Origin of the sequence: Parafrankia sp. EUN1f, assembly GCF_000177675.1 — a bacterium.
Taxonomy (GTDB): Bacteria; Actinomycetota; Actinomycetes; order Frankiales; family Frankiaceae; genus Parafrankia.
In genome coordinates, this window is the sequence record NZ_ADGX01000008.1 from 79908 (window position 1) to 100707 (window position 20800).

The window sequence follows — 20800 nt, forward strand, 5'->3', positions numbered from 1 at the left end:
GCTGCGTGACGGCTGCCGCCATCCGAATTCTGGGAGATCTTCTACTGGTCGCTCAAGGTCACTTCGAGGCCGCCGATCATCTCGGCGCAGAGGTTGTAGAGGAGGGCGCCGAGGGTCGCGAGCGCTGTCATCAGCACCACGTTGATGGCGCCTACGAGCAGGCTGATCTGCATGGCGCGGCCGAAGGACAGCCAGTTGGACACGTCGGTGTTGGTGCCGTTGGTGAGCGTGTCGGCGGCGTCGGTGACGCTGTCGAAGACGCCGATCGAGTTGAGCACGAACCACAGCACCGCGACGGCGACCATCATGATCAGGAAGACGCACAGCGAGAACGCGAACGAGAGCTTGGTCACCGACAGCGGTTCGACCCGGGACAGGCGTAGTCGTGCGCGCCGGCCGCTGGCGGGGGGCGCCGTTCGGCTGCTTCCGCCCGGTCGCTCCGTAGTGGCTCGTAGCCGCCATGGTCGCGGCCGCCCTGCTGAGGGCTCTGGGGACCTCGGGGGCCGGCCTGGGGGCCGGGAGGGCCGAGCGGCCCCGGGCGGGACGGCATCGGGCCGTCAGGGGGGGCCAGCGGCTCGGTGGACAGCGCGCCCGGGCCGAGGCGGCCGGGGGGCGGTTGTACGCCTGGCGGCGTGCCAGGGCGGTCGTAGGGCGCGGTGCGGTCGGCGGGGGTGGGCCGGCCGGCCCCTGAACCGGCCCGTACGGGCTCGGGGGTGGGTCGGCGTTCCGCGGGCATCCGCTCGGTGACGGCGGCGCGGTCGGTCTTCTTCATGCTGTCGCCGCCGCGGTCGGTCGTGCTGCCGGTTCCGCGCCTGGGCAGGTTGGGTCGCACCAGGGAGATCGTGTCGGTGTCCCGCGGCCCGTCCAGTGCCGATGTGGGTCGGGCCGCCGGGGTCGCGACGGTGCTCTGCGCATCATGCTTTCTGGTGGTGTCGGATCTGGACCCGTCTGTTCGGGCGGTGTTCGGCCCGGCCGCCGCGGCGGGGGTACGGGTGTCGGTGCCGGTGCGGGTCTTGGCCATGGAGGGCTTGCGAGGGTCGCCGCCGGCCGGGTCAGCTGGGTCGCCGTCCCGGGTGGTGGCCGTGGCTGTGGTCTTGGATGTGCTCTTGATCGTGGTCTTGGCGGTGGTGGTCCGCGCCCCGGCGCCGCGGTCGGCGTCGCTGCCGCGGGGAGCCGGGGTGGCACGGTCGGTGCCGCCGGGCTTCCTCGCTGGCGAGGTACCGGAACCCGACGCGGATCCCGAAGTACCGGAGCCGGAACCGGAACCGGCGGACGAGCCGCCCTCCTTGGTGGGCTCTCCCGCCGCGGCGGCGCCGGAACGCGCCTCGCTCCTGGCAGCCCCCGGCGCCTTGCCCCGGTCGTTCGAGGAGCTGGAGTCGCGCCCGTTCCGCTGGAAGAAGGGACTGGACGCGCCTCCCGAGCCCGAGCCCGCCGAGCCCGCGGCTGATGCCGAGGGTCCACCACCCGCGGGGCGGCCGTCGTCGGCCCGGCTCTCGCCCCGGCCTGTCCCCGGCAGGGAGGAGCGCCTCGGCGCGTCGCTGCCGCCGTCGGCGGCGGCAGCGCTCGCGGCGTCCCCGGGCCGCCGGGTCAGGTCGGGATCGTCCAACCGGCCGGCGCCCACCGGTGACTCCTGGCGGCCCGGGGATGCGCGGTGGACGGCCGACCGGGCTGGCCGGTCACTTTGACTGTCGCTCACGGATACTCCCCGTCCACTCCTGGTCGCACGTGGGACTCGCCCGTCGGCCGTCCTGGCTGGCGCCGACGACGCGCGACGTGGCCGTCAGGCCGCCGGATCGCCGAACTCAGGTGGCCGGCCCGTCCGACCCCGCATTCTCGCCGCTGCCGTCACTGTCGTTGGCATCAGCATTGCGCGCCACACCGACGACCTGCACACCGGCCTCCAGGTCGATGAGCCGTACGCCCATGGTCTGCCGCTGTGCCCGACGGACATCCTTCGCTACGGTACGCAACACACCGCCGTTGGAGGTGATGGCGTAGAGCTGGTCGTCCGGTGCGACGACGAGCGCTCCGACCAGACCACCCCGAGTTGATACGATCTTGGCGGTCAGAACCCCCTTGCCGCCCCGCCCCTGGACGGGGTATTCCGCCAGCGGTGTCCGCTTCGCGTAGCCGCCACTGGTGGCGACCAGCAGGTCCGCGGTGGTGTCCGGCACGACGACATCCATGGAGAGCAGTTCGTCCGAGTCGTCGAACCGCATGCCGATCACACCGGACGTAGCCCGCCCCATCGGGCGGAGCTGCTCGTCGTCGGCGTGGAACCGGATCGACTGGGCGTTGCGGCTGACCAGCAGAAGGTCGTCGCCCGGGGCGACGAGGCGGGCCGAGATCAGCTCGTCGTCGTCGCGCAGGTTGATGGCGACCAGGCCGCCGGCGCGGTTGGAGTCGAAGTCGGTCAGCGCCGTCTTCTTGCACAGGCCCCGCTTGGTCGCGAGCACCAGGTAGGGGGCCGCCTCGTAGTCCTGGATCGCCATCACCTCGGCGATCCGCTCGTCCTGGCTGAACGCGAGGATGTTCGCGACGTGCTGCCCCTTGGCGCTGCGGGCCTGCTCGGGCAGCTCGTGCGCCTTCGCCCGGTAGACCCGCCCCTTGTTCGTGAAGAACAGCAGCCAGTGGTGGGTGGTGGTGACGAAGAAGTGCTCGACGATGTCGTCCTCGCGCAGCGCCGCGCCCTGCACGCCCTTGCCGCCGCGCTTCTGCGAGCGGTAGAGGTCGGTCTTGGTGCGCTTGGCATAGCCGCCACGGGTGACGGTGACGACGACGTCCTCGCGGGCGATGAGGTCCTCGACGGACATGTCGCCCTCGAACGGGACGAGGCGGGTGCGCCGCTCGTCGCCGTACTTCTCGACGACCTCCGCCAGCTCCTGACCGATGATCTCGCGCTGCCGGGCCGGCGAGGCCAGTATGGCCTCGAGCTCGGAGACCTTCGCCCGCAGCTCGGCGGCCTCGTCGATGATCCGCTGCCGCTCCAGGGCGGCCAGTCGGCGCAGCTGCATGTCGAGGATCGCGGTGGCCTGGATCTCCGAGAGGGAGAAACGCTCCATGAGCTGGCCGCGGGCGACGTCCGCCGACTCGGCGTTGCGGATGAGGGCGATGACCTCGTCCAGGTGGTCGAGCGCGATGAGCAGACCGTCGAGGACGTGCAGCCGCTCACGCGCCTTGCGCAGCTGGTAGCGCGTCCGCCGGACGATGACCTCGATCTGGTGCTCGACGTAGTACGAGATGATCTGGTCGAGCCGCAGGGTGCGGGGCACGCCGTCGACGATCGCCAGCATGTTGACACCGAAGGTGTCCTGCAGCTGGGTGTGCTTGTAGAGGTTGTTCAGCACGACCTTGGCGACGGCGTCACGCTTGAGGTCGATGACGAGCCGCTGCCCGATACGCGCGGACGTCTCGTCGCGGACGTCCGAGATACCGGTGATCTTGTTGTCACGGACCAGCTCGGCGATCTTCTCCGCGAGGTTGTCCGGGTTGACCTGGTACGGCAGCTCGGTGACGACGAGCTGGGTACGGCCCTTGTTCTCCTCGACGTTGACGACCGCGCGCATCCGGATGCTGCCGCGACCGGTGCGGTAGGCGTCCTCGATGCCGTTGCGGCCGACGATCAGGCCGTAGGTCGGGAAGTCCGGGCCCTTGACGATGCCGATCAGGGCCTCGAGCAGCTCCGCGTCGGTGGCGTCCGGGTGGTCGAGCGCCCACTGCACGCCCTTGGCGACCTCCACCAGGTTGTGCGGCGGAATGTTCGTCGCCATGCCCACCGCGATGCCGCCGGCGCCGTTGACGAGCAGGTTCGGGAACCGGCTCGGCAGGACCAGCGGCTCGGACGAACGGCCGTCGTAGTTCGGTGCGAAGTCGACCGTCTCCTGGTCGATGTCGCGCAGCATCTCCATGGCCAGCGGGGCCATCCGGGCCTCGGTATACCGCATGGCGGCCGGCGGGTCGTTGCCCGGCGAACCGAAGTTGCCGTTGCCGTCGACCAGCGGGTAACGCAGCGACCAGGACTGGGCCAGCCGGACGAGCGTGTCGTAGATCGCCGAGTCACCGTGCGGGTGGTAGTTACCCATGACGTCACCGACGACGCGGGAGCACTTGAAGTACCCCCGGTCCGGCCGGTAACCGCCGTCGTACATGGCGTACAGAACCCTGCGGTGGACGGGCTTCAGCCCGTCACGCACCTCCGGCAGGGCACGGCCGACGATGACGGACATGGCGTAGTCGAGGTACGACCGCTGCATCTCGACTTCGATGCCGATGGGTTCGATGCGGTCGCCGGGGGCGGGGGTAGGACGTCGACCACGGGGTCCTTCCAGGCAGTGGGAGCGATGAGTCGGCGGGTGCGGGCCGGGCGCCGGGCCGCGGGGGGTGGCCCGGTCCGTCCCCTGGCGTCCGCGGGCCGCTCACTCGCGGATCCGCCGGGATCAGATCGGTTTCAGCTCGGTTCCAGCTCGGTGCCGGATCGGTGCCACCAGGCCGCCGGGCGGGGTCGGCGGGCCCGGTCAGCGCCCGGACCCCACCGGCGAACTGGCCTAGATGTCCAGGAAGCGCACGTCCTTCGCGTTGCGCTGGATGAAGCTGCGGCGCGCGTCGACGTCCTCGCCCATGAGGACGGAGAACAGCTCGTCGGCGACGGCGGCGTCGTCCAGGGTCACCTGGAGCAGGATCCGCCGGTCCGGGTCCATGGTGGTGTCCCAGAGCTCGGTGGCGTTCATCTCGCCAAGACCCTTGAAGCGTTGGATCGCGTCCTTGGGCAGCTTGCGCCCGGCCTCGGTACCCCGCTCCAGCAGGCCGTCACGCTCGCGGTCGGAGTAGGCGTACTCCCAGTCCTCACGACCCCACTTGATCTTGTAGAGCGGGGGCTGCGCCAGGAAGACGTGCCCGGCTTCGACCAGCGGGCGCATGAACCGGAACAGCAGGGTGAGCAGCAGGGTGCGGATGTGCTGGCCGTCGACGTCGGCGTCCGCCATCAGCACGATCTTGTGGTAGCGCAGCTTGGCGATGTCGAAGTCGTCGTGGATGCCGGTGCCCAGCGCCTGGATGAGCGCCTGGACCTCGGTGTTCTTCAGAACCCGGTCGATACGGGCCTTCTCGACGTTCAGGATCTTGCCGCGCAGCGGCAGGATGGCCTGGAACTTCGAGTCCCGCCCACCCTTGGCCGAGCCACCGGCCGAGTCACCCTCGACGATGTAGAGCTCGCACCGCTCCGGATCGGTGTACTGGCAGTCCGAAAGCTTGCCGGGCAGGCCGGTCCCGCCGAGCAGGCCCTTGCGGCGAGTCAGATCGCGGGCCTGCCGCGCGGCGATGCGAGCCCGCTGCGCGTCCAGCGCCTTGCTGACGATGGCGCGGGCCTCGGTCCGGTTGACCTCGAACCAGTCCTTGAGCGCCGCGTAGCACATCTCCTGGACGAACTTCTTGGCCTCGGTGTTGCCGAGCTTCGTCTTCGTCTGGCCCTCGAACTGGGGCTGCGCGAGCTTCACCGAGATGATCGCGGTGAGGCCCTCCCGGATGTCGTCGCCGGAGAGCCGCTCGTCGGTGTTCTTGGAGCCGGCCTTGACCGGCTTCAGGAGGTTCTGATCCTTCGCGTAGGCGTTGACCGCGCTGGTGAGCGCCGCCCGGAACCCCTCTTCGTGGGTTCCGCCCTCGTGGGTGTTGATCGTGTTCGCGAAGGTGTAGACCGACTCGTTGTAGCCGGAGTTCCACTGCATCGCGAGCTCGGCCTCGATGCCCGTGCCCTTGGACTCCAGCGAGATCACGCTGCGGTGGACGGCGTCCTTGGTCGCGTTGAGGTGACCGACGAAGTCGACCAGGCCGTTGTCGTACTTGAAGGTGACCTCGACCGGCTCGGTCACCTCCTCCGCCGCCGCGGCCGGGGCGCTGCTCGCCTCCACGGCGGCGGTTTCGGCAGCGGGTGCCTCGGCCTCACCCGCCGCGGCCGCCGCCTCGGCCGCCTCTGCGGCCTTCGCGGCCAGCGCCGGGTTCTTGGCGGCCGCACTCCGCTCATCACGGAGGGTGATGGACAGGCCCTTGTTCAGGAAGGCCATCTCCTGCAGGCGCCGGTAAAGCGTCTCGTACTTGTACGTGGTGGTCTCGAAGATCGTCGGGTCGGCCCAGAACGAGATCGTCGTGCCGGTCTTCTTCGAGGTTCCGGTCTTCGCCAGCGGCGCCGCGGGGCGGGATGCCACATAGGGCTGGAACCAGGAGTGGCCGTCGGTCTCGACGGCCACGTCGAGCCGGGTGGAGAGGGCGTTCACGACGCTGACACCGACACCGTGCAGGCCGCCGGAGACCGCGTACGCCTGGCCGTCGAACTTTCCTCCGGCGTGCAGGGTGGTCAGCAAGAGTTCCACGGTGGGAATCTTCTTGACGGGGTGCTCGCCGACCGGAATACCTCGGCCGTTGTCGGTGACACGTACGCCGCCGTCGGCCAGCAGGGTCACGGTGATCGTGTCGCAGTAGCCGGCGAGGGCCTCGTCCACCGCGTTGTCCACAACCTCGTAGACAAGGTGGTGCAGGCCCCGCTCCCCGGTGGAACCGATGTACATGCCCGGGCGCTTGCGTACTGCGTCGAGACCCTCGAGAACCTTGATCGAACTAGCGTCGTAGGCCACGCGGTAGGTCCCCTCGCTCTGACGGAAGTATTCCTCAGTCTACCCGGCAACCCGTCGTAACGGACGCAAGGTGCCGTCTCAGCTGTGCGCTGGGCCCCGAACTCAGGTCGGCTGTGGCCCCCTACCAGCTCCACGCACCCTGAGGCCTTGCGTCCATCTGCGACCGGCCACCGAGGTCACCGCGACGGTCACCCGTGATCCGTTCGCCGACCGGAGGTCTCCTCACCGCGTCCGCGAGGCCCGGTTCGGCGGGACGTCCGGGGGTACGCGGGATACAGAGGCAGCGCGGGATTACAGAGAGAAACCAGCCGGGGTATGAGGTGTCATCCGTACGTATCCCGCGGGCCACGCCCACCGCTCGTGGACATACCGCCATGATTCCAGGAGGGCGCGGCCGGGCCCCGCACCGTGATCCGGCGGACGACGTGCGGTCCCAGCTCCTTGCGAAGGATCCCGAGAATCTGCCTGGACAGCATCCGCAGCTGGGTGGCCCAGGCCGTCGACTCGGCGACCAGTTCCAGCTCGCCGTCACGCAGCGAGACCGGCGAGCAGTGCGCGGCGATGTCCGGGCCGACGAGGACATCCCACCTGGCCAGCACCGACGCGTCTGTGGCCCGGCTCTGCCAGCCACGTTCCGCGACAAGGCGGGCGATCGACGAACCGACCACCATCGGCGTCCGCCAGTCGCGACCAGGTGCTGCGATACCCGGCAGCCGCGGGCGCGGCGGCGGATCACCAGGGCTTTCCCGCCCCCGCCGACCGGTGTCGTGCCCGCCGGAACCCGCACCGGTCTCGGCACCGTCACCGTCACCGGCACCGACGCCTCGACCCGATGACGTACCCGGGCGGCCCTGGCCACGCGCCCGGGCGTCCCGCTTCGCCCGGGCCAGCATCTCGCGAGCGAGGTCGGCGCCCCGCGCCACCGAAGCCGACGCGGTGGACGGGTCCGCGCCCGAAGCCGCGGCCGGACCCGAAGCCGTCGCCGGACCGGCGGACGGCTCTGCAGGTGACGCCGACGGCGATGACGACCGCCGTGATGACGACCGCCGTGATGACGGCCCTGCCGCACCGAACTGGTCAGCCGACACGACGTACCTCCCCGGAGCTCACCTCGAACCGCACCCCGGCCAGCTCGGCGGGGACGTCCGCCTCAACCGCCGCGGTCACCAGAACCTGCTCGGCCGGCGCGACGAGGGCGGCGAGCCGGGCCCGTCGTCGGACGTCCAGCTCGGCGAACACGTCGTCCAGCAGCAGCACAGGCTCCCGGTCGTCGGCTCGGAGCAGGTCATAGGAGGCCAGCCGCAACGCCAGGGCCAGCGACCAGGACTCGCCATGGCTCGCGTAGCCCCGGGCCGGCCGCCCCTTCACCGACAGCAGGAGGTCGTCGCGATGCGGCCCGACCAGGGTGACCCCGCGTTCGATCTCCTGGGAGCGGACCGCGGCCAGCCCGGTCAGGATGGCTTCGGCCAGCTCGGCCCGCAGATCCGAACGGCTGGGCCGGCCGCCGGGCCGCGCCGCGTCCAAGCCTTCGGCGCCTTCGGCCTGCCCGGCGCTCGGAGCCTGCCCGGCCGCCTGATCCGTCGGCGCGGACGAGACGTCGGGAGCACCTGGAGCGAGCTCGGTGCCCGAGTCGGTGTGGCCGGTAGCTGCCGTCCGGTCGGGTACCGCCCGGTAGGGGACCGTCGAGCGATAGTCGACGTCGGTGGGCGAGTCCTCGCCGGCGACCGCCGCGTAGGCGCTGCGCACCCGTGGCCTGAGCTCCTCGACCAGCGCGAGGCGGGCCGCGAGCAGCTCCGCGCCGTGGTCGGCGAGATGACCGTCCCAGACGTCGAGCGTCCTCAGATCGCCCCGGCCGCCGGATCGACGCGCCGCACCGGCGGTTCGCAGCAGCGCGGACCGCTGCTTCAGCACCCGTTCGTAGTCCGCCTGGACGGCGGCCATGCGCGGCGAGCGGGCGACAAGCAGCTCGTCGAGGAACCGACGCCGTTCGGCCGGATCGCCCTTCACCAGGGCGAGGTCCTCCGGCGCGAAGAGAACCGTGGCCAGCAGCCCGGCGACGTCGAGAGCCCGCGGTACCGGGGCCCGGTTCAACCGCACCCGGTTCGCCTTCCCCGGCACGATCTGGATCTCCACCAACGCCGCCCGGTCACCACGCACGATGCGTGACCGGACGACCGCCTGCGTGGTTCCCTCTCGCACAAGCGGAGCATCCGTCGCCACCCGGTGACTACCCAGCGTGGCGACGAATCCGATCGCTTCGATCAGATTCGTCTTTCCCTGCCCGTTCGAACCGACGAACGTCGTGACTCCCGGCTCCAGAACCAGATCGAGCCGTGGGTAGGACCGGAAGTCGGTCAGGGACAGGTGAGTGAGATGCACGTCACCCGTTGAGGCGAATTGGCATCAGCAGGTAGCGATAGTCGGGGATCTCAGTCTGGTCGTCGCCGCCCTTGCCCGTGAGGATCGCGGGCTTGTTCGCGGCCAGCGCGGGGTCCTCGTCGCTGGCGAAACCGATCCGGACGATGTCGGACTCCAGCGCGCCGAGCGCGTCCAGCAGGTATGTCGGGTTGAACGCGACCGTGAGCTCAGGCCCGTCGTAGGTCACCGGCAGCGTCTCGGACGCCTGGGCCTCGCCGCCCGTGCCCGCCTCGAGGACGAGGTGATCGGGCGTGAACGTGAGCTGCACCGGAGCGGTGCGGGGCGCCACGAGGGCCACCCGCTTCACGGCCTCGGTCAGCGGCGCGATCTCCAGCTGGGCGATCAGCGGTGAGCTGTCGGGCAGCAGCTTGCGGTAGGGCGGGAAGGTGCCCTCGAGCAGCCGGGTGGTGGTCTGGCGGGTGTTGCCCGCGAAGCCGGCCAGGGTCTCCCCCGACGGACCGGTTCCCAGCGCGATCGCCACCTCGACGCCGGTACCGGACAGCGACTTCGCGGTGTCGAGCAGGGTGCGAGCCGGCACGAGTGCGACGCCTGAGGCATCCGGCGTCGCGGGCCGCCACTTGAGCGTGCGGACGGCGAGGCGGTACCGGTCGGTCGCGGCGAGGGTGAGCGTGTCCCCATCGATCTCGAGCCGGACGCCGGTGAGGACCGGCAGCGTGTCGTCACGCCCGGCGGCGACCGCGACCTGCGCGACCGCGCTCCCGAACGCGGCGCCCTCGATGTGGCCGGTGATCTCCGGCATCGGCGGCAGGGTCGGGTAATCGTCGACGGGCAGCATCGGCAGCGCGAACCGTGCGTTGCCGCAGGCGACGACGAGCCTCGTCCCATCGACGCTGACGTCGACCGGAGCGGCCGGCAGCGAGCGGGTGATGTCCGCCAGCATCTTGCCGTTGACCAGGCCACGGCCCTCTTCGGTGACGGTGGCGTCGACCTCGCCCTGTGCGGCGACCTCGTAGTCGAAGGCGGCCACCTTCAGCGCCGGACCAGTCGCGTCGAGCAACAGGCCGGCGAGCACCTGCAGCTGGGTGGTTGCCCGGCTCGGCAGGGTTCGCGCCGTCCAGGCCACCGCATCGGTGAATTCGTCCCGTTCCACGCGGAACTTCATGGACACGTCCTCCCGTCGTTCCACGCCTGCCGTAGCCACGGCGAGCCGCGGAACCTGACATCACCGGTTGAGCCACCCAGCGCCGGCCGCCCGGATCGCGCCGCACCCGGAGACGGGTGCCGAACGACCACGGTGTCGGGCCTGAGCCCATCCAGCATCCCAGAGCCGGACCTGCGGATGACGAGCGGTCTGTGTTCCGAGGGTGGCACACCTGGCCGAGCACCGAGGACGGGTGCCGGTCAGGACGGATCCCGTCATCACGCGTCACCGCCTGCGCACTCGATCGGCGAGAGCAGCCCGGTGGCGCTGGTGGCTGGTTTCGGCGGTCGAGGGCCAGGGCAGATCCGACTTGCGGTTCGGCACCGACACGCTACCTCGTTCGCCCCGGGCACTTTCCGTGACGACCAGGTCCGCATCGAGCGCGCGCGTGCGTGCCCTGAAGTCGGGGACCACATCAAGATCGCTTCTGGGCGTTCATCCCCAGGCCCTACTGCTTCGAGCTTCTGATCTCTCCTTGAAGAAATTTGGTTCGTCGTAGTAGTAGGGGCTGTGGAAACTGTGGAAAACCGCTGTTTTCCCAGCTCAGGGCCCCTGAGCCCCTGTGCGCATCCTGGGGGTGGAGGTGTGGATGATCAAGGTACTTATCCCCAGGGCCCGATCGACTCCACAGCCGTCCCTCAGCTACACACAGTCTGTACACATGTTCATCCACTGGCTACCCACAGGTTAGGAGGCCACTGTCCCCAGGCTTCTGGCGCCCATGGACATCCCGACCGCCGCTCCCGGCCTGTGCACAGAGGTGGGAATTGCTACTTATCCACAGCCTTCTCCACAAGGTGTGGGTAAAGGCCACAGTGGTCCCTCGACCCGATCGATGCGGAGTCGGCCTGGGAAGACCACAGCGTCTGCAGGGCCGAACCCGACATCGCAGGAGAGGGACCCGTTCAGGTGCCTCTGATCGGATTCACCCGGTATAGCGAATTAACATTTCATTGGCGAGTTGTTTCCACTTGGGTAACCAGTGGATGCCTCAGGCACGGACGACGACACACGACGACACACGAGCAAGCGGCGACGGCACCCGAGCGGATGGCGACGCGGCGGGGCCATGGCGCGCCCACGTCCGCATCCCGAGCCGCAGCATCTGAGCGCCCGGCTGGCCGGCTGTCCCGGACGCCTCGGTCGCAGCGTGTGCCCAGGGCGCGCAGCGCTCGATAGCCGGTAGCAACCCGGACATCGGCCGACTGGTCGACCCGGCCGGGACGTTCGCACATGGCCTGAGCCGGCTGCATGCCGGGGCGGGCCTGGGCGGAGGGACGGGCGAAAGGGATGCCGTGCGGAAAGACATGTTGGCAAGGACATGTGCAAAGGAACGTGCGTGTCGGCCGTCATGGTGGTTCAGCCCGCGACGACCGGGGTCGTCACATTTCAAGGAACCGACCTCGTGGGTCCAGTGGGCCGTTTCCGAAAATCAATCCAGGGTGACCTAGGACTTGCGATGGTGATTTGTCCGAAGAGCAGGCGCATTGAATAGTTCGCCTGGGCGGCGAGGCACCCGCCGACCGACCCACCCCCTCGGTTTGAACGTGGGAGGTCGGAGGGTGAGAAATTCAGGATTTCGGTGGTTGAAGAGCCTTTGGCGTAGCCCGAGCCTCGGGCCACGGTTGCTGTCGAGCCGCGAGCCGGCGGTGGCGCCGAGCAAGATCTGAAGATCGTGGCTGCCAGGACGACCAAAATCCTCAGATCTTCGAGCAGGCGACATAGTGCTGCCGCCCGATCACCGATCTTGGTCGGCGCGACCTTCGTCGGCAGGCTCTGGAACGACCGAAATCTTCAGGATCCTGCCGACGGGGGCAGGAGCGGACACGGTTCCACCGCGGCCGGTGGACAGCGCATCAGGCGTGCCGAGCCTGCGCGCGGATCCGGTTGGTCAGCTCGGTGACCTGGTTGTAGATGGCGCGTCGTTCGGCCATCAGACCGCGAATCTTTCGGTCCGCGTGCATGACAGTGGTGTGGTCGCGGCCGCCGAAGTGCTGGCCGATCTTGGGCAGTGACAGGTCGGTCAGCTCCCGGCACAGGTACATCGCGATCTGCCGGGCCGTGACCAGCACCCGGCTGCGTGAAGTACCGCAGAGGTCATCCATCGAGATCCCGAAGTACGCGGCGGTGGCGTTCATGATCGCTGCCGCGGTGATCTCGGGGTTCGCCGCGTCGGGGATGAGGTCGCGCAGGACGATCTCGGCCAGCGTGCGGTCGACGTGAGACTTGTTCAGACTGGCGAAGGCCGCGACCCGGATGAGCGCGCCCTCGAGCTCGCGGATGTTCCGCTCGATGTGGGTCGCGATGTACTCGAGGACGTCCGGCGGTACCGGCAGCCGCTCGGTCGCCGCCTTCTTGGAGAGAATCGCGATGCGGGTCTCCAGGTCGGGCGGGGTGACGTCGGTGATCAGCCCCCACTCGAACCGGCTGCGCAGCCTGTCCTCCAGCGCCGCCAGCTGCTTGGGCGAGCGGTCGGAGCTGATGACGATCTGCTTCTCGGTGTCGTGCAGGACGTTGAAGGTGTGGAAGAACTCCTCCTGCGTCCGCTCCTTGTTCTCCAGGAACTGGATGTCGTCGACGAGGAGAACGTCGATATCCCGGTAACGACGCTGGAAGGCGAGCTGCCGGTCGTCGCGGATCGAGGCGATGAAGTCGTTGGTGAACTCCTCCATGCTCACATATTTGATCCTGCTCTCCGGGTAGAGCTTGACCGTGTAGTGACCGATCGCATGCAGCAGGTGAGTCTTGCCGAGTCCGGAGTCACCGTAGATGAACAGCGGGTTGTAGGCCTTCGCGGGAGCCTCCGCGACCGCGACCGCGGCGGCGTGGGGAAACCGGTTGCTGTCACCGATGACGAAGGTCTCGAACAGATAGCGCGGATTGAGCCTGGCGGGTTCGGACGGCCTCGGGGACGGATCACGGCCAAGACCCGGCGAAACCCTGCCGGGCGGGGGCCCGTCGACCCGGACACCGTCGACGCTCTCGGCACCCTCGTTCAGGGCGGTGCCGGATCCCCCGCCCATCAGGTGCTGGGTCAGGTCCGCGGTGGTGGCGGGCCGGATGAGTGGTCCGGTCATCGGCTCGGGGTCCGGTGTGTGCTCCACGGTGACCGCGACCCGGATCTCGCGTCCATAGGCTCTGGACAAGGCTGTGGACAGGAACGGCCGCAGCCGCGAGTCGAGCAGGTCCTTGGTGAACTCGTTCGGTGCGGCGAGCAGGGCCGTGTCCTGCACCAGGCCGAGCGGGCGGGTCAACCTCAGCCACGCGCGCTGCTGTGCGGACAGCGCACCGTCCGCAACGCCCGCCACAGCCTGCTCCCATACCGCCGACAGGTCGGGATCTGATGGCGGTGTGGCTCCCCGGGACGGCAGACCTGCGACGGAATCGGCGCTGAGGTCGGTCACTGCGGGGCTCCTCGTGGTTCTTCGTGGCTGTTCGGAGGGACGACACGACCGTAGGTAGCCGAAGTCGCTGGCTGACGCTGACTGGCAGTGTGACCCGTGGTGTCTCTGGTAGCCGTCCTGTGTGGGTAATCGTCGGAAGTGTCGGCAGGACGACCCCGCCGAGGTGATCGACGGGCGTGGATCCCGGCAGCGGCGCGGTCGGTTCGCTCCCAGGGCCGGCCGTGCCCGGGCCGGCGTCGCCCCTGGCGACGATGCGACGTCCACTGCCGGCGGCACACAGCATCCTCCGAGAAGAGTTCTCCACATCGTCGTCCACAACCTGTGCATGGACATGACACCGCATCGGGCTTGGCATCGCCGGCAGGGCCACAAACTGGACGACAGCCGGGAAGCCACGGAGTGCGTTGCGCCGACGAGCGGGTGGTGATGGTGCTGCCACCTACAGCCTCCGCGCGCTTCGTGGAGGGCAGGCGGTTCGCGGACGGAGGTGACGGCGGCACGGACAGAGCACCAAACGTTAACAGCCCGGTCCTTGGCGCGGGATTCGGGCCTCCCTGCGATCCCCCCGCGACTGCCCGGCGGCGACGGGACCGTGGCCTACGGTCAGGACGGACCCGGCGATGGTGGCATCGTGTGTAGGCTAGGGAGAACCACGGCGACGGTCGGCTCCCACGTACCTCGGTGACATCACGTACCTCGGTGCCATGGGGCCTGGCTTACCGGATGTTGGGTTTTGGCGAAAGGCACCCTCCGCACAGGGGGTCCGGCCGGTCGGCGACCCAGGTCCATGCCCCGTAGCCGAGGCGTCAGTCATGACCGGCAATCCACGCCGGTGTCCCGCCGTCTGTGTCTCCGGAGTCCTCACGTGAGCAAGCGCACCTTCCAGCCGAACAACCGCCGGCGGGCCCGCACCCACGGGTTCCGGCTCCGGATGCGGACCCGCGCCGGCCGCGCCATCCTGTCCGGTCGCCGCCGTAAGGGCCGCAACGAGCTCTCCGCCTGACGGCGGAACCGACGCGCCTGCCGCCGTCCAGCCATGCTCCCCCGGGGCTCGCGAGTACGTACGAAGACGGACCACGCCAACCTCGGGCGGTCCGGCCGGCGTATTCGGGCCGGGTCAATCGTTGTCCACAGCATGCACACCGATGTGGACAGTCCACCCCGGGCGGGCTTCGTCGTAGGGCGGCGTGTCGGTAACGCGGTGGTTCGTAACCGTGTCCGTCGGCGTCTTCGTGAACAGACCCGGTCCCGGCTGCCTCTGCTGCCGCCGGGAACCGCGGTTCTGGTTCGAGCGTTGCCTGAAGCGGCGACCGCGACGTCGGCAGATCTGGGCCGATCGCTCGACTCGGCCTTCGGCGCGGTTCGTTCCGGCCGGTCCCCACGATCGGCGCGCTTCGGATGAGCGTGGCCCGGTACGCGGGGATCCTGGTGGTCCTGATGGCACTCGTCGACCTCGTGCTCGCCGCGCCGATCACCGCCAGGAGATTTCCCACCCTGGCCCGGACCTCCGACGAGGCGGTCCGTGGGCCTCTCGCGTGGGCTCTCACGGCGCTGGTCCGGCTGTACCGCGCCGGCTGGTCGGCGCGGAACGCGGGCTGCTGCCGGTTTGAACCGTCCTGTAGCGCCTATGCCCTGACCGCTCTGCGGCGGCACGGTGGCGTCGTCGGTGGTTTTTGGGCTCTCCGTCGGCTGTTGCGTTGCCAGCCGCTGTCGGCTGGCGGCTACGACCCGGTGCCAGGTGTTGGGTCCGGTGGCGCTGGCAGCCCTGGCAGGGGTCCTGCGGCCCCGAGCCCGACGGGCATCGACCGGGCAACGGGCATCGACCGGGCGGATGTCGCCCGGGCCGCTGCCGGGCCCGGGCATCGCACCGCGTCCCCGCTCGGGGGGACGCGTTCCGAGATCGTCGGTTCCCGTCGCGGAACGCGGGTGTGAGGAGACAGACAGGTGTTGGATCCGCTTTACCATCTCGCGGCAAACGCGATCGTCTTCTTCCACAAGGGCTTCGGGCCGATCTTCGGCAGGGACAGCTTCTTCGCCTGGGCGCTGTCGGTCATCCTGCTCGTCATCTGCGTCCGCATTCTGATCTTCCCGCTGTTCGTCAAGCAGGTGAAGTCCCAGCGGACGATGCAGATGATGCAGCCGCGCATCAAGGAGATCAAGGAGAAGTACGGGCACGACAAGCAGCAGATGCAGCTGGAGATCATGAAGCTCCAGAAGGAGCACGGCAATCCACTGCTCGGCTGTCTGCCGATCCTTCTGCAGATCCCGCTGTTCATCTCGCTGTTCCACGTCTTCACGCACCTGGCGCCGATGAACGAGGGCCCGGGCGGCTCTCTCGTCTGGCGTCCCCGGGTCGGGCTGTCCGCCGATCAGGTCGAGCAGATCGCCACGGCGAAGCTGTGGGGCATCTCGCTGTCGAGCAAGTTCACGTCGTCACCGGACTTCCTGGACTTCCTCGGCGCCAACGGGATGCACACGAAGATCCTGGCGGTCGTGCTGATCGTCACGATGGGCGTGACGACCTTCCTGACCCAGCGCCAGATCATGAACCGTGCCGGCACCGCGGTCGACCCGCAGCAGGCGATGGTCCAGAAGATCCTGCTGTACGGTTCGCCGCTCATGCTGGCGATCTTCGGATTCCGGTTCCCGATCGCCGTCCTGCTGTACTGGCTGACCACCAACCTGTGGAGCCTCGGCCAGCAGTTCTTCGTCATCAGGAAGATGCCGCCGATCCAGCCGCTCGCCGCCGGCGGCCGGGTTCCCGGGGCACGTACGGCCACCACGGACGGCGCGACGGTTTCCCGCCCGGCGCCTGGTGCCCGGCCGGCTCCCGGCGCCCGCGCGGGAGCGAAGTCGAAGAGCCTCGGGGCCCGGGCGGCGCAGTCCACGGCGGGCACGGCGGCAAGCGGCTCGGATGCTGGCACCGACGCGCCTCGGCCGGGCAGCCGCCCGTCGAAGGCTCCCCCCGGAACCCGCTCCAGGTCCGGTGCCGCGGCCGGCAACGGCTCGGCGAAGCCCGCTGCCGCCAAGGGCGCCCAGACGAAGGCTGATTCGTCCGGTGCCGGTGGAGGCAGTGGCAAGGGGCGCCTGACGAAGGGCGGGGCGGCGGGCACCGGTGGAGCGATCTCGCCACCGACCGCGGCCGCAGCCGGCGAGACGTCGGGCGCGAAGAACGGCATCGTCGACGGCGCGGGTGAAAGCAAGTCTGGTTCGGCGTCGGCGTCGGCGGGAACCTCTCGTAACGGTGTCGCCGACTCGGATGCCGCTTCCCGGTCGTCCCAAGCCCCCGTCCCCGCCGGCGCGCGGCGGGCTCCCGGCGGATCTCGCCCCGCCAAGCGTCGCGGAAAGGGCAAGCGGCCGGGCGGGCGTCGCTGATGGGCCGGCGGTCGCCGCTAGTGCGTGCGTATCCGGTCGCGGCCGCCGCTGGGCGACCTGGCCGGATGCCGGCCCTGCGCCCACCCCTGAGCATCGTCCGGGCAGTCAGGCCGGGACGACACGGAACGTCCGAAGCGGCAGCGCCCCGCCAACGTCGCGTTGACCCCGCGGCGGTCGGACGTGCCGTACTGTCGGCATCGCCGCCCACTTTCCCCTGGAGTAACGCTGATGACCGGTTCGGCACCTGACCTCGCCGTGGAAGAACCCGAGGCCAACGAGGACAGCCCTGCGGCCGGGGCCGACGAGGCCGTGACCGACTCGGCCGCGGAGACCGGCGGGTCGGGGTCCGCGGGCGGCGGTGAGCGCCGCATCGCCGACCTGGAGCAGGAAGGCGAGATCGCCGCGGACTACATCGAGGGTCTGCTCGACATCGTCGACATGGACGGCGACCTCGACCTCGACGTCGAAGGCGGGCGTGCGGTCGTCGCCGTCGTCGGGGACGGCCTGGACAAGCTGATCGGTACCGGCGGCGAGACCCTGGAGGCTCTCCAGGAGCTGACCCGGCTCGCGGTGCTGCAGAAGACCGGTGTCCGCAGCCGGCTCATGCTCGACGTGGGCGGGCATCGCGCTCGTCGGCGGGTGGAGCTGCGCAAGGTCGCGACCTCGGCGGCACACAAGGTCCTCGATACCGGCGAGCCCCGGAAGCTGGCCGCGATGACCCCGTTCGAACGCAAGGTCGTGCACGACGTGATCGCCACGATCGACGGTGTGCACAGCGAGTCCGAGGGCGAGGAGCCCAGCCGTCGGGTCGTGGTTCTGCCCGACTGACCTCGCGTGTAGCGTCGGCTGGGCTTTCCCGGGCTCGGCCGCGTGATCCCTACGTGACGTGACGCCCCCGCGCGGACCTGAATCCGCGCGCGGGCGTGGAACGGCGGAACCTGCGGCACACGCCGGCAGGTCAGCGGATTCCCGATCCCGGCTGCGCAGCGAGGCGATCGGGAGGCGCACGGGTGGTTCCGCCACGGGCACAGGCACCGGCCATACCGCCCAAGGCGGTGAAGCCGTCGGCGCCGGCCAGTCCTCTCGCTGCCGCAACGGCTCCTCCCACGGCGTCGCCGTCGTCCGCAACGGTCGCGGCACCTCCCGCCGCTGACACCGCGGCCGAGGCCCCCTCTCAGCGCCCGCGGTTCTCGCGGTTCTCGCGGTTCTCGCGAGCCTGGCTGATCGGGTGGGTGGTGCTCCTGCTGACGGGGCCCGTGGTGCTGCTCGCCTCCTACTTGCGCCGACCGTTCTGGTACGACGAGATCTGGCGTGGTCATTTCGTCAGTGAGCCCCTGAGTTCGGTGTGGTCCGAGCTGGCGGTTGCCAACACCCCGTCCGCGCTCGGGTGGTTCGGACTCGTCCGGCTGTCCGGGGAGGTGTTCGGCTGGCACACCTGGGCGCTGCGACTGCCCGGCCTTCTCGCGCTTGCTGTGCTGGGCGTGGCGGTCGCGGTTCTCGTCCGCCGGTTCGCCGGGTCGGTGGCGGCTGCCTTCGCGGTCTGCTGGCTGTGCCTGAACGCCACCTTTCTCGACCTCGCGACCCAGCTCAAGCCGTACACAGTCGAGACCGTCGCGACCGTCGCGGTGGTGCTGCTGTGGCTGGGGCCGGTGCGGGGCGACGACACCCGTGGCCGTGGTGTCCGCAGGATGGCCGCCGGGGTGGTCGCTCTGTGCTCCGTTCCGGCGGTGTTCGTGATCCTGCCGCTCGCGGCGGTGGACGTCCTGGGCGGCGGCGGCCGAAGCCTGCTGCGCCGAGGCCAGTTGCGTCGAAGCCAACTGGGCCGGCGCCTGCGTGAGACGTTGCCGGCGGTCGTGCTGGTGACGGTGCACACCCTGGTCTTCCTCGGCCACCAGTCCGCCCAGCGCGCGGGGGACTACTGGGACACGCAGTTCCTCGCCGGACGGGATCCGTGGGAGGCCGTGTGTTTCGTCGGCGATCAGCTCTGGAGGATCCTCGCCGGCTCACCGCCGGGAATCGACCAGTTCGATCCGAGCCTCGTGCCGGGGTACCTGCACCTGCCGCACTATCTGCCGTGGCTGCTTGCTCCGCTGACCGGGGTGTTCGGTGCGGTCGGCATCGCCGCGCTGGCCCGCCGGGCGGACGGGCGGCGGGTCCTGGCCGCGCTCGTCGGAGCCGAGGTGCTCATGCTCGGCGCGAGCGCGGTGCGCTTCTGGCCGTTCGGGCCGACGAGGACGAACCAGTTCGTCGTGCCGCTGCTCCTGCTTGTCGTGGTTGTCGGCGTGGATCGCGTCGTCCGACGGGTGGTCCGATGGGTGGTCCGCGACCGGGGTGATGCCGCGCCGCGTGACCGACTGCTTTCGGCGCTGGGGGCGATGTCCGGAGCGATGGTGCTGCTGATCGTCGCGGGTGTGGCGCTGGCGGGCGGCCTGTCCGGGGACCGGCTCCTGTGGGAGCGGCGGGACCGCCTGCGCGGACTGGATCTGATGGTCGATGCGACGGTGGCCACCCGGCGTCTGGTCCGTCCAGGCGATGTCGTCGTTGTCGGTGGGCGCCTTGCCCGTCCGGGCTGGATCTACGCCATGGAGGTCAGCGATGACCTGCCGCGTCGGCCGGAGGCGCTCCCCCCGGTGCCGGCTGGGACCGCTGCCGGGGCGGAGGCACCGCGTGTCGCGCGAGCCGACACCGTGTTCGTCGTCCCAGGCCTCCTGCGTCGCGCCGAGCTCGCGACTTCCACCGCGGCTGACTCGGCGACTGCGGCCGACTCGGCCGCGGCAGCTGACTCCGTCACCGCGGTGGACAAGGCGGCTGCCACTTTGGCGGACACGGCCGTCACCGGCTCCACCACCGACTCCGATTCCGCCGGCGCGGACAACGGGGCTGATGTCGCCGCGGTTGCTCACCTCGAGCGATCGAACCGGCTCGTCGTCTTCGTTTTCGACATCGAGGAGAAGGCGATGGCCGCCGACCTGGCGGCGCTGCGGCAGGACGGCTGGTGCCCAGGCGAACAGGGGTCCTTCCGGCTCACCGGCTCGGTGACTGTCTACGAGCGGTGCGTGGCCCGAACTGCGCAGAGCGCGAAATGATTCACGGGAAACATTTCCCGTAGGACGGTCGTCCCCGGCCTGATTCCCGACACAACGGCTATCCGGAGCAGCACCTGACGCGCGTGCGCCGGTTCACCGGGGATGCTGGGTCCGTGCCTTCATGCCCGACCATTACCCGTCATCCCGGGCGCCCGGCTTCGCCTGGATGCCACTCCCCTGCCGGCCGGAGTCCGTCCGCCGTTCCCGGGAGGGAGGTCAGTTCCGGTCTCTCTAGTACTCCAGCCCGACTTTTGTGATCAGTTGAGTTGTAGGGCTTCGGCCTGGCGGTGGTAGTGGCTGATTTGTGCGCGTGCCTGGTGGCGGCGTCGCCACCGGGACCAGGCCAGCACGAAGCCGGCGGCCGGGGCGGGTCGGGGCATCGCGAGCTGGATGATGAGGTGGCGGACCTCGTTGACGGTGAGCGGGATCAGCCCGTCGGCGGGTTCGGTGTCATGGGCCCGGGCGGTGGTGACGGCGAGGAAGGCGTGGGCGAGCATCGCGAGCAGGGTCCAGCGGTGCCAGCTGGTCCAGCGGCGGACCTGGTGCTCGTCGAGGGCGGCGAGTTCCTTGGAGGACTGGAAGTCGTCCTCCACGTTCCAGCGGATCCCGGCGACGCGGACATAGGTGGCCAGCGGGACCGGGGTCGGGTGGTGGGTCCGGTAGAACGCGTACTCGCCGGTGGTGATGTTCCGGCGGATCAGGAGATGGTGCTGGCCGGGTAGGTCCTGGTCG

13 protein-coding genes and 2 pseudogenes are annotated in these 20800 nt (G+C 69.9%); 6 read left to right on the forward strand and 9 right to left on the reverse strand.

Translation table 11 applies throughout. The annotated features are described in order from the left end of the window. Positions 1-41: 41 nt before the first annotated feature. The 8 genes and pseudogenes from FREUN1FDRAFT_RS03770 to dnaA all read right to left on the reverse strand — a co-directional run bounded on the left by FREUN1FDRAFT_RS03770 (position 42) and on the right by dnaA (position 13607). The gene (locus FREUN1FDRAFT_RS03770) at positions 42-353 is read right to left on the reverse strand and encodes a DUF3566 domain-containing protein (protein ID WP_006538611.1); all 312 of its coding nucleotides are present in this window, start codon (positions 351-353) and stop codon (positions 42-44) included. Continuing rightward, a complete protein-coding gene (locus tag FREUN1FDRAFT_RS40595) occupies positions 350-1696 on the reverse strand; it encodes a hypothetical protein (RefSeq protein ID WP_157474274.1) in 1347 nt (448 codons plus the stop codon). Before FREUN1FDRAFT_RS40595 ends, FREUN1FDRAFT_RS03770 begins: the two co-directional genes overlap by 4 nt. Before the next feature lie 106 nt (positions 1697-1802). Next, positions 1803-4315, reverse strand: a pseudogene (gyrA, locus tag FREUN1FDRAFT_RS03780) (DNA gyrase subunit A). Between the two features lie 229 nt (positions 4316-4544). Next, positions 4545-6623 (reverse strand): DNA topoisomerase (ATP-hydrolyzing) subunit B, encoded by a 2079-nt coding sequence (gyrB, locus tag FREUN1FDRAFT_RS03785; protein ID WP_006538614.1) that lies wholly within the window; start codon positions 6621-6623, stop codon positions 4545-4547. A 323-nt stretch (positions 6624-6946) separates the two neighbouring features. Further along, positions 6947-7516, reverse strand: coding sequence for a DciA family protein (locus FREUN1FDRAFT_RS03790; RefSeq protein WP_035949624.1), 570 nt, complete (start codon positions 7514-7516; stop codon positions 6947-6949). A 184-nt stretch (positions 7517-7700) separates the two neighbouring features. Beyond that, positions 7701-9002 carry a DNA replication/repair protein RecF gene (recF, locus tag FREUN1FDRAFT_RS03795; RefSeq protein WP_006538616.1) on the reverse strand — a complete coding sequence of 434 codons (1302 nt, stop codon included), beginning with the start codon at positions 9000-9002 and terminating at the stop codon, positions 7701-7703. A 1-nt stretch (position 9003) separates the two neighbouring features. Next, on the reverse strand, positions 9004-10164 hold the full coding sequence (gene dnaN, locus FREUN1FDRAFT_RS03800) for a DNA polymerase III subunit beta (RefSeq protein ID WP_006538617.1): 1161 nt from the start codon (positions 10162-10164) through the stop codon (positions 9004-9006). A gap of 1895 nt (positions 10165-12059) precedes the next feature. Next, positions 12060-13607 (reverse strand): chromosomal replication initiator protein DnaA, encoded by a 1548-nt coding sequence (dnaA, locus tag FREUN1FDRAFT_RS03805; RefSeq protein ID WP_006538618.1) that lies wholly within the window; start codon positions 13605-13607, stop codon positions 12060-12062. A gap of 865 nt (positions 13608-14472) precedes the next feature. Between dnaA and rpmH the strand changes: the two genes are divergently transcribed. From rpmH to FREUN1FDRAFT_RS03830, 6 genes are all read left to right on the forward strand, one after another. Further along, entirely contained in the window at positions 14473-14610 is a 138-nt protein-coding gene (rpmH, locus tag FREUN1FDRAFT_RS03810) for a 50S ribosomal protein L34 (RefSeq protein WP_006538619.1), read from the forward strand. Between the two features lie 33 nt (positions 14611-14643). Further along, entirely contained in the window at positions 14644-15009 is a 366-nt protein-coding gene (gene rnpA / locus FREUN1FDRAFT_RS40965; protein ID WP_083828519.1) for a ribonuclease P protein component, read from the forward strand. Next, positions 15006-15539 (forward strand): membrane protein insertion efficiency factor YidD, encoded by a 534-nt coding sequence (gene yidD, locus FREUN1FDRAFT_RS03815; RefSeq protein ID WP_006538620.1) that lies wholly within the window; start codon positions 15006-15008, stop codon positions 15537-15539. Before rnpA ends, yidD begins: the two co-directional genes overlap by 4 nt. A gap of 12 nt (positions 15540-15551) precedes the next feature. Further along, positions 15552-16982 (forward strand): membrane protein insertase YidC, encoded by a 1431-nt coding sequence (gene yidC, locus FREUN1FDRAFT_RS03820; protein WP_006538621.1) that lies wholly within the window; start codon positions 15552-15554, stop codon positions 16980-16982. Positions 16983-17210: 228 nt separating this feature from the next. Further along, on the forward strand, positions 17211-17810 hold the full coding sequence (locus FREUN1FDRAFT_RS03825; RefSeq protein ID WP_006538622.1) for a R3H domain-containing nucleic acid-binding protein: 600 nt from the start codon (positions 17211-17213) through the stop codon (positions 17808-17810). Between the two features lie 407 nt (positions 17811-18217). Then, a complete protein-coding gene (locus tag FREUN1FDRAFT_RS03830) occupies positions 18218-20068 on the forward strand; it encodes a glycosyltransferase family 39 protein (RefSeq protein WP_232295027.1) in 1851 nt (616 codons plus the stop codon). Between the two features lie 257 nt (positions 20069-20325). On the opposite strand, the pseudogene FREUN1FDRAFT_RS03835 reads toward FREUN1FDRAFT_RS03830, so the two are convergent. Next, a pseudogene (locus FREUN1FDRAFT_RS03835) lies at positions 20326-20800 on the reverse strand (IS701 family transposase); the annotation flags it as partial.

What these genes read in the sequence shown, in the direction of transcription:
- FREUN1FDRAFT_RS03825 (WP_006538622.1), top strand. Translation starts at nt 17,211, where the DNA reads ATGACCGGTTCGGCACCTGACCTCGCCGTGGAAGAACCCGAGGCCAAC.
- rnpA (WP_083828519.1), top strand. Translation starts at nt 14,644, where the DNA reads ATGCTCCCCCGGGGCTCGCGAGTACGTACGAAGACGGACCACGCCAAC.
- yidD (WP_006538620.1), top strand. Translation starts at nt 15,006, where the DNA reads ATGAGCGTGGCCCGGTACGCGGGGATCCTGGTGGTCCTGATGGCACTC.
- FREUN1FDRAFT_RS03790 (WP_035949624.1), bottom strand. Translation starts at nt 7,516, where the DNA reads ATGCTGGCCCGGGCGAAGCGGGACGCCCGGGCGCGTGGCCAGGGCCGC.
- dnaN (WP_006538617.1), bottom strand. Translation starts at nt 10,164, where the DNA reads ATGAAGTTCCGCGTGGAACGGGACGAATTCACCGATGCGGTGGCCTGG.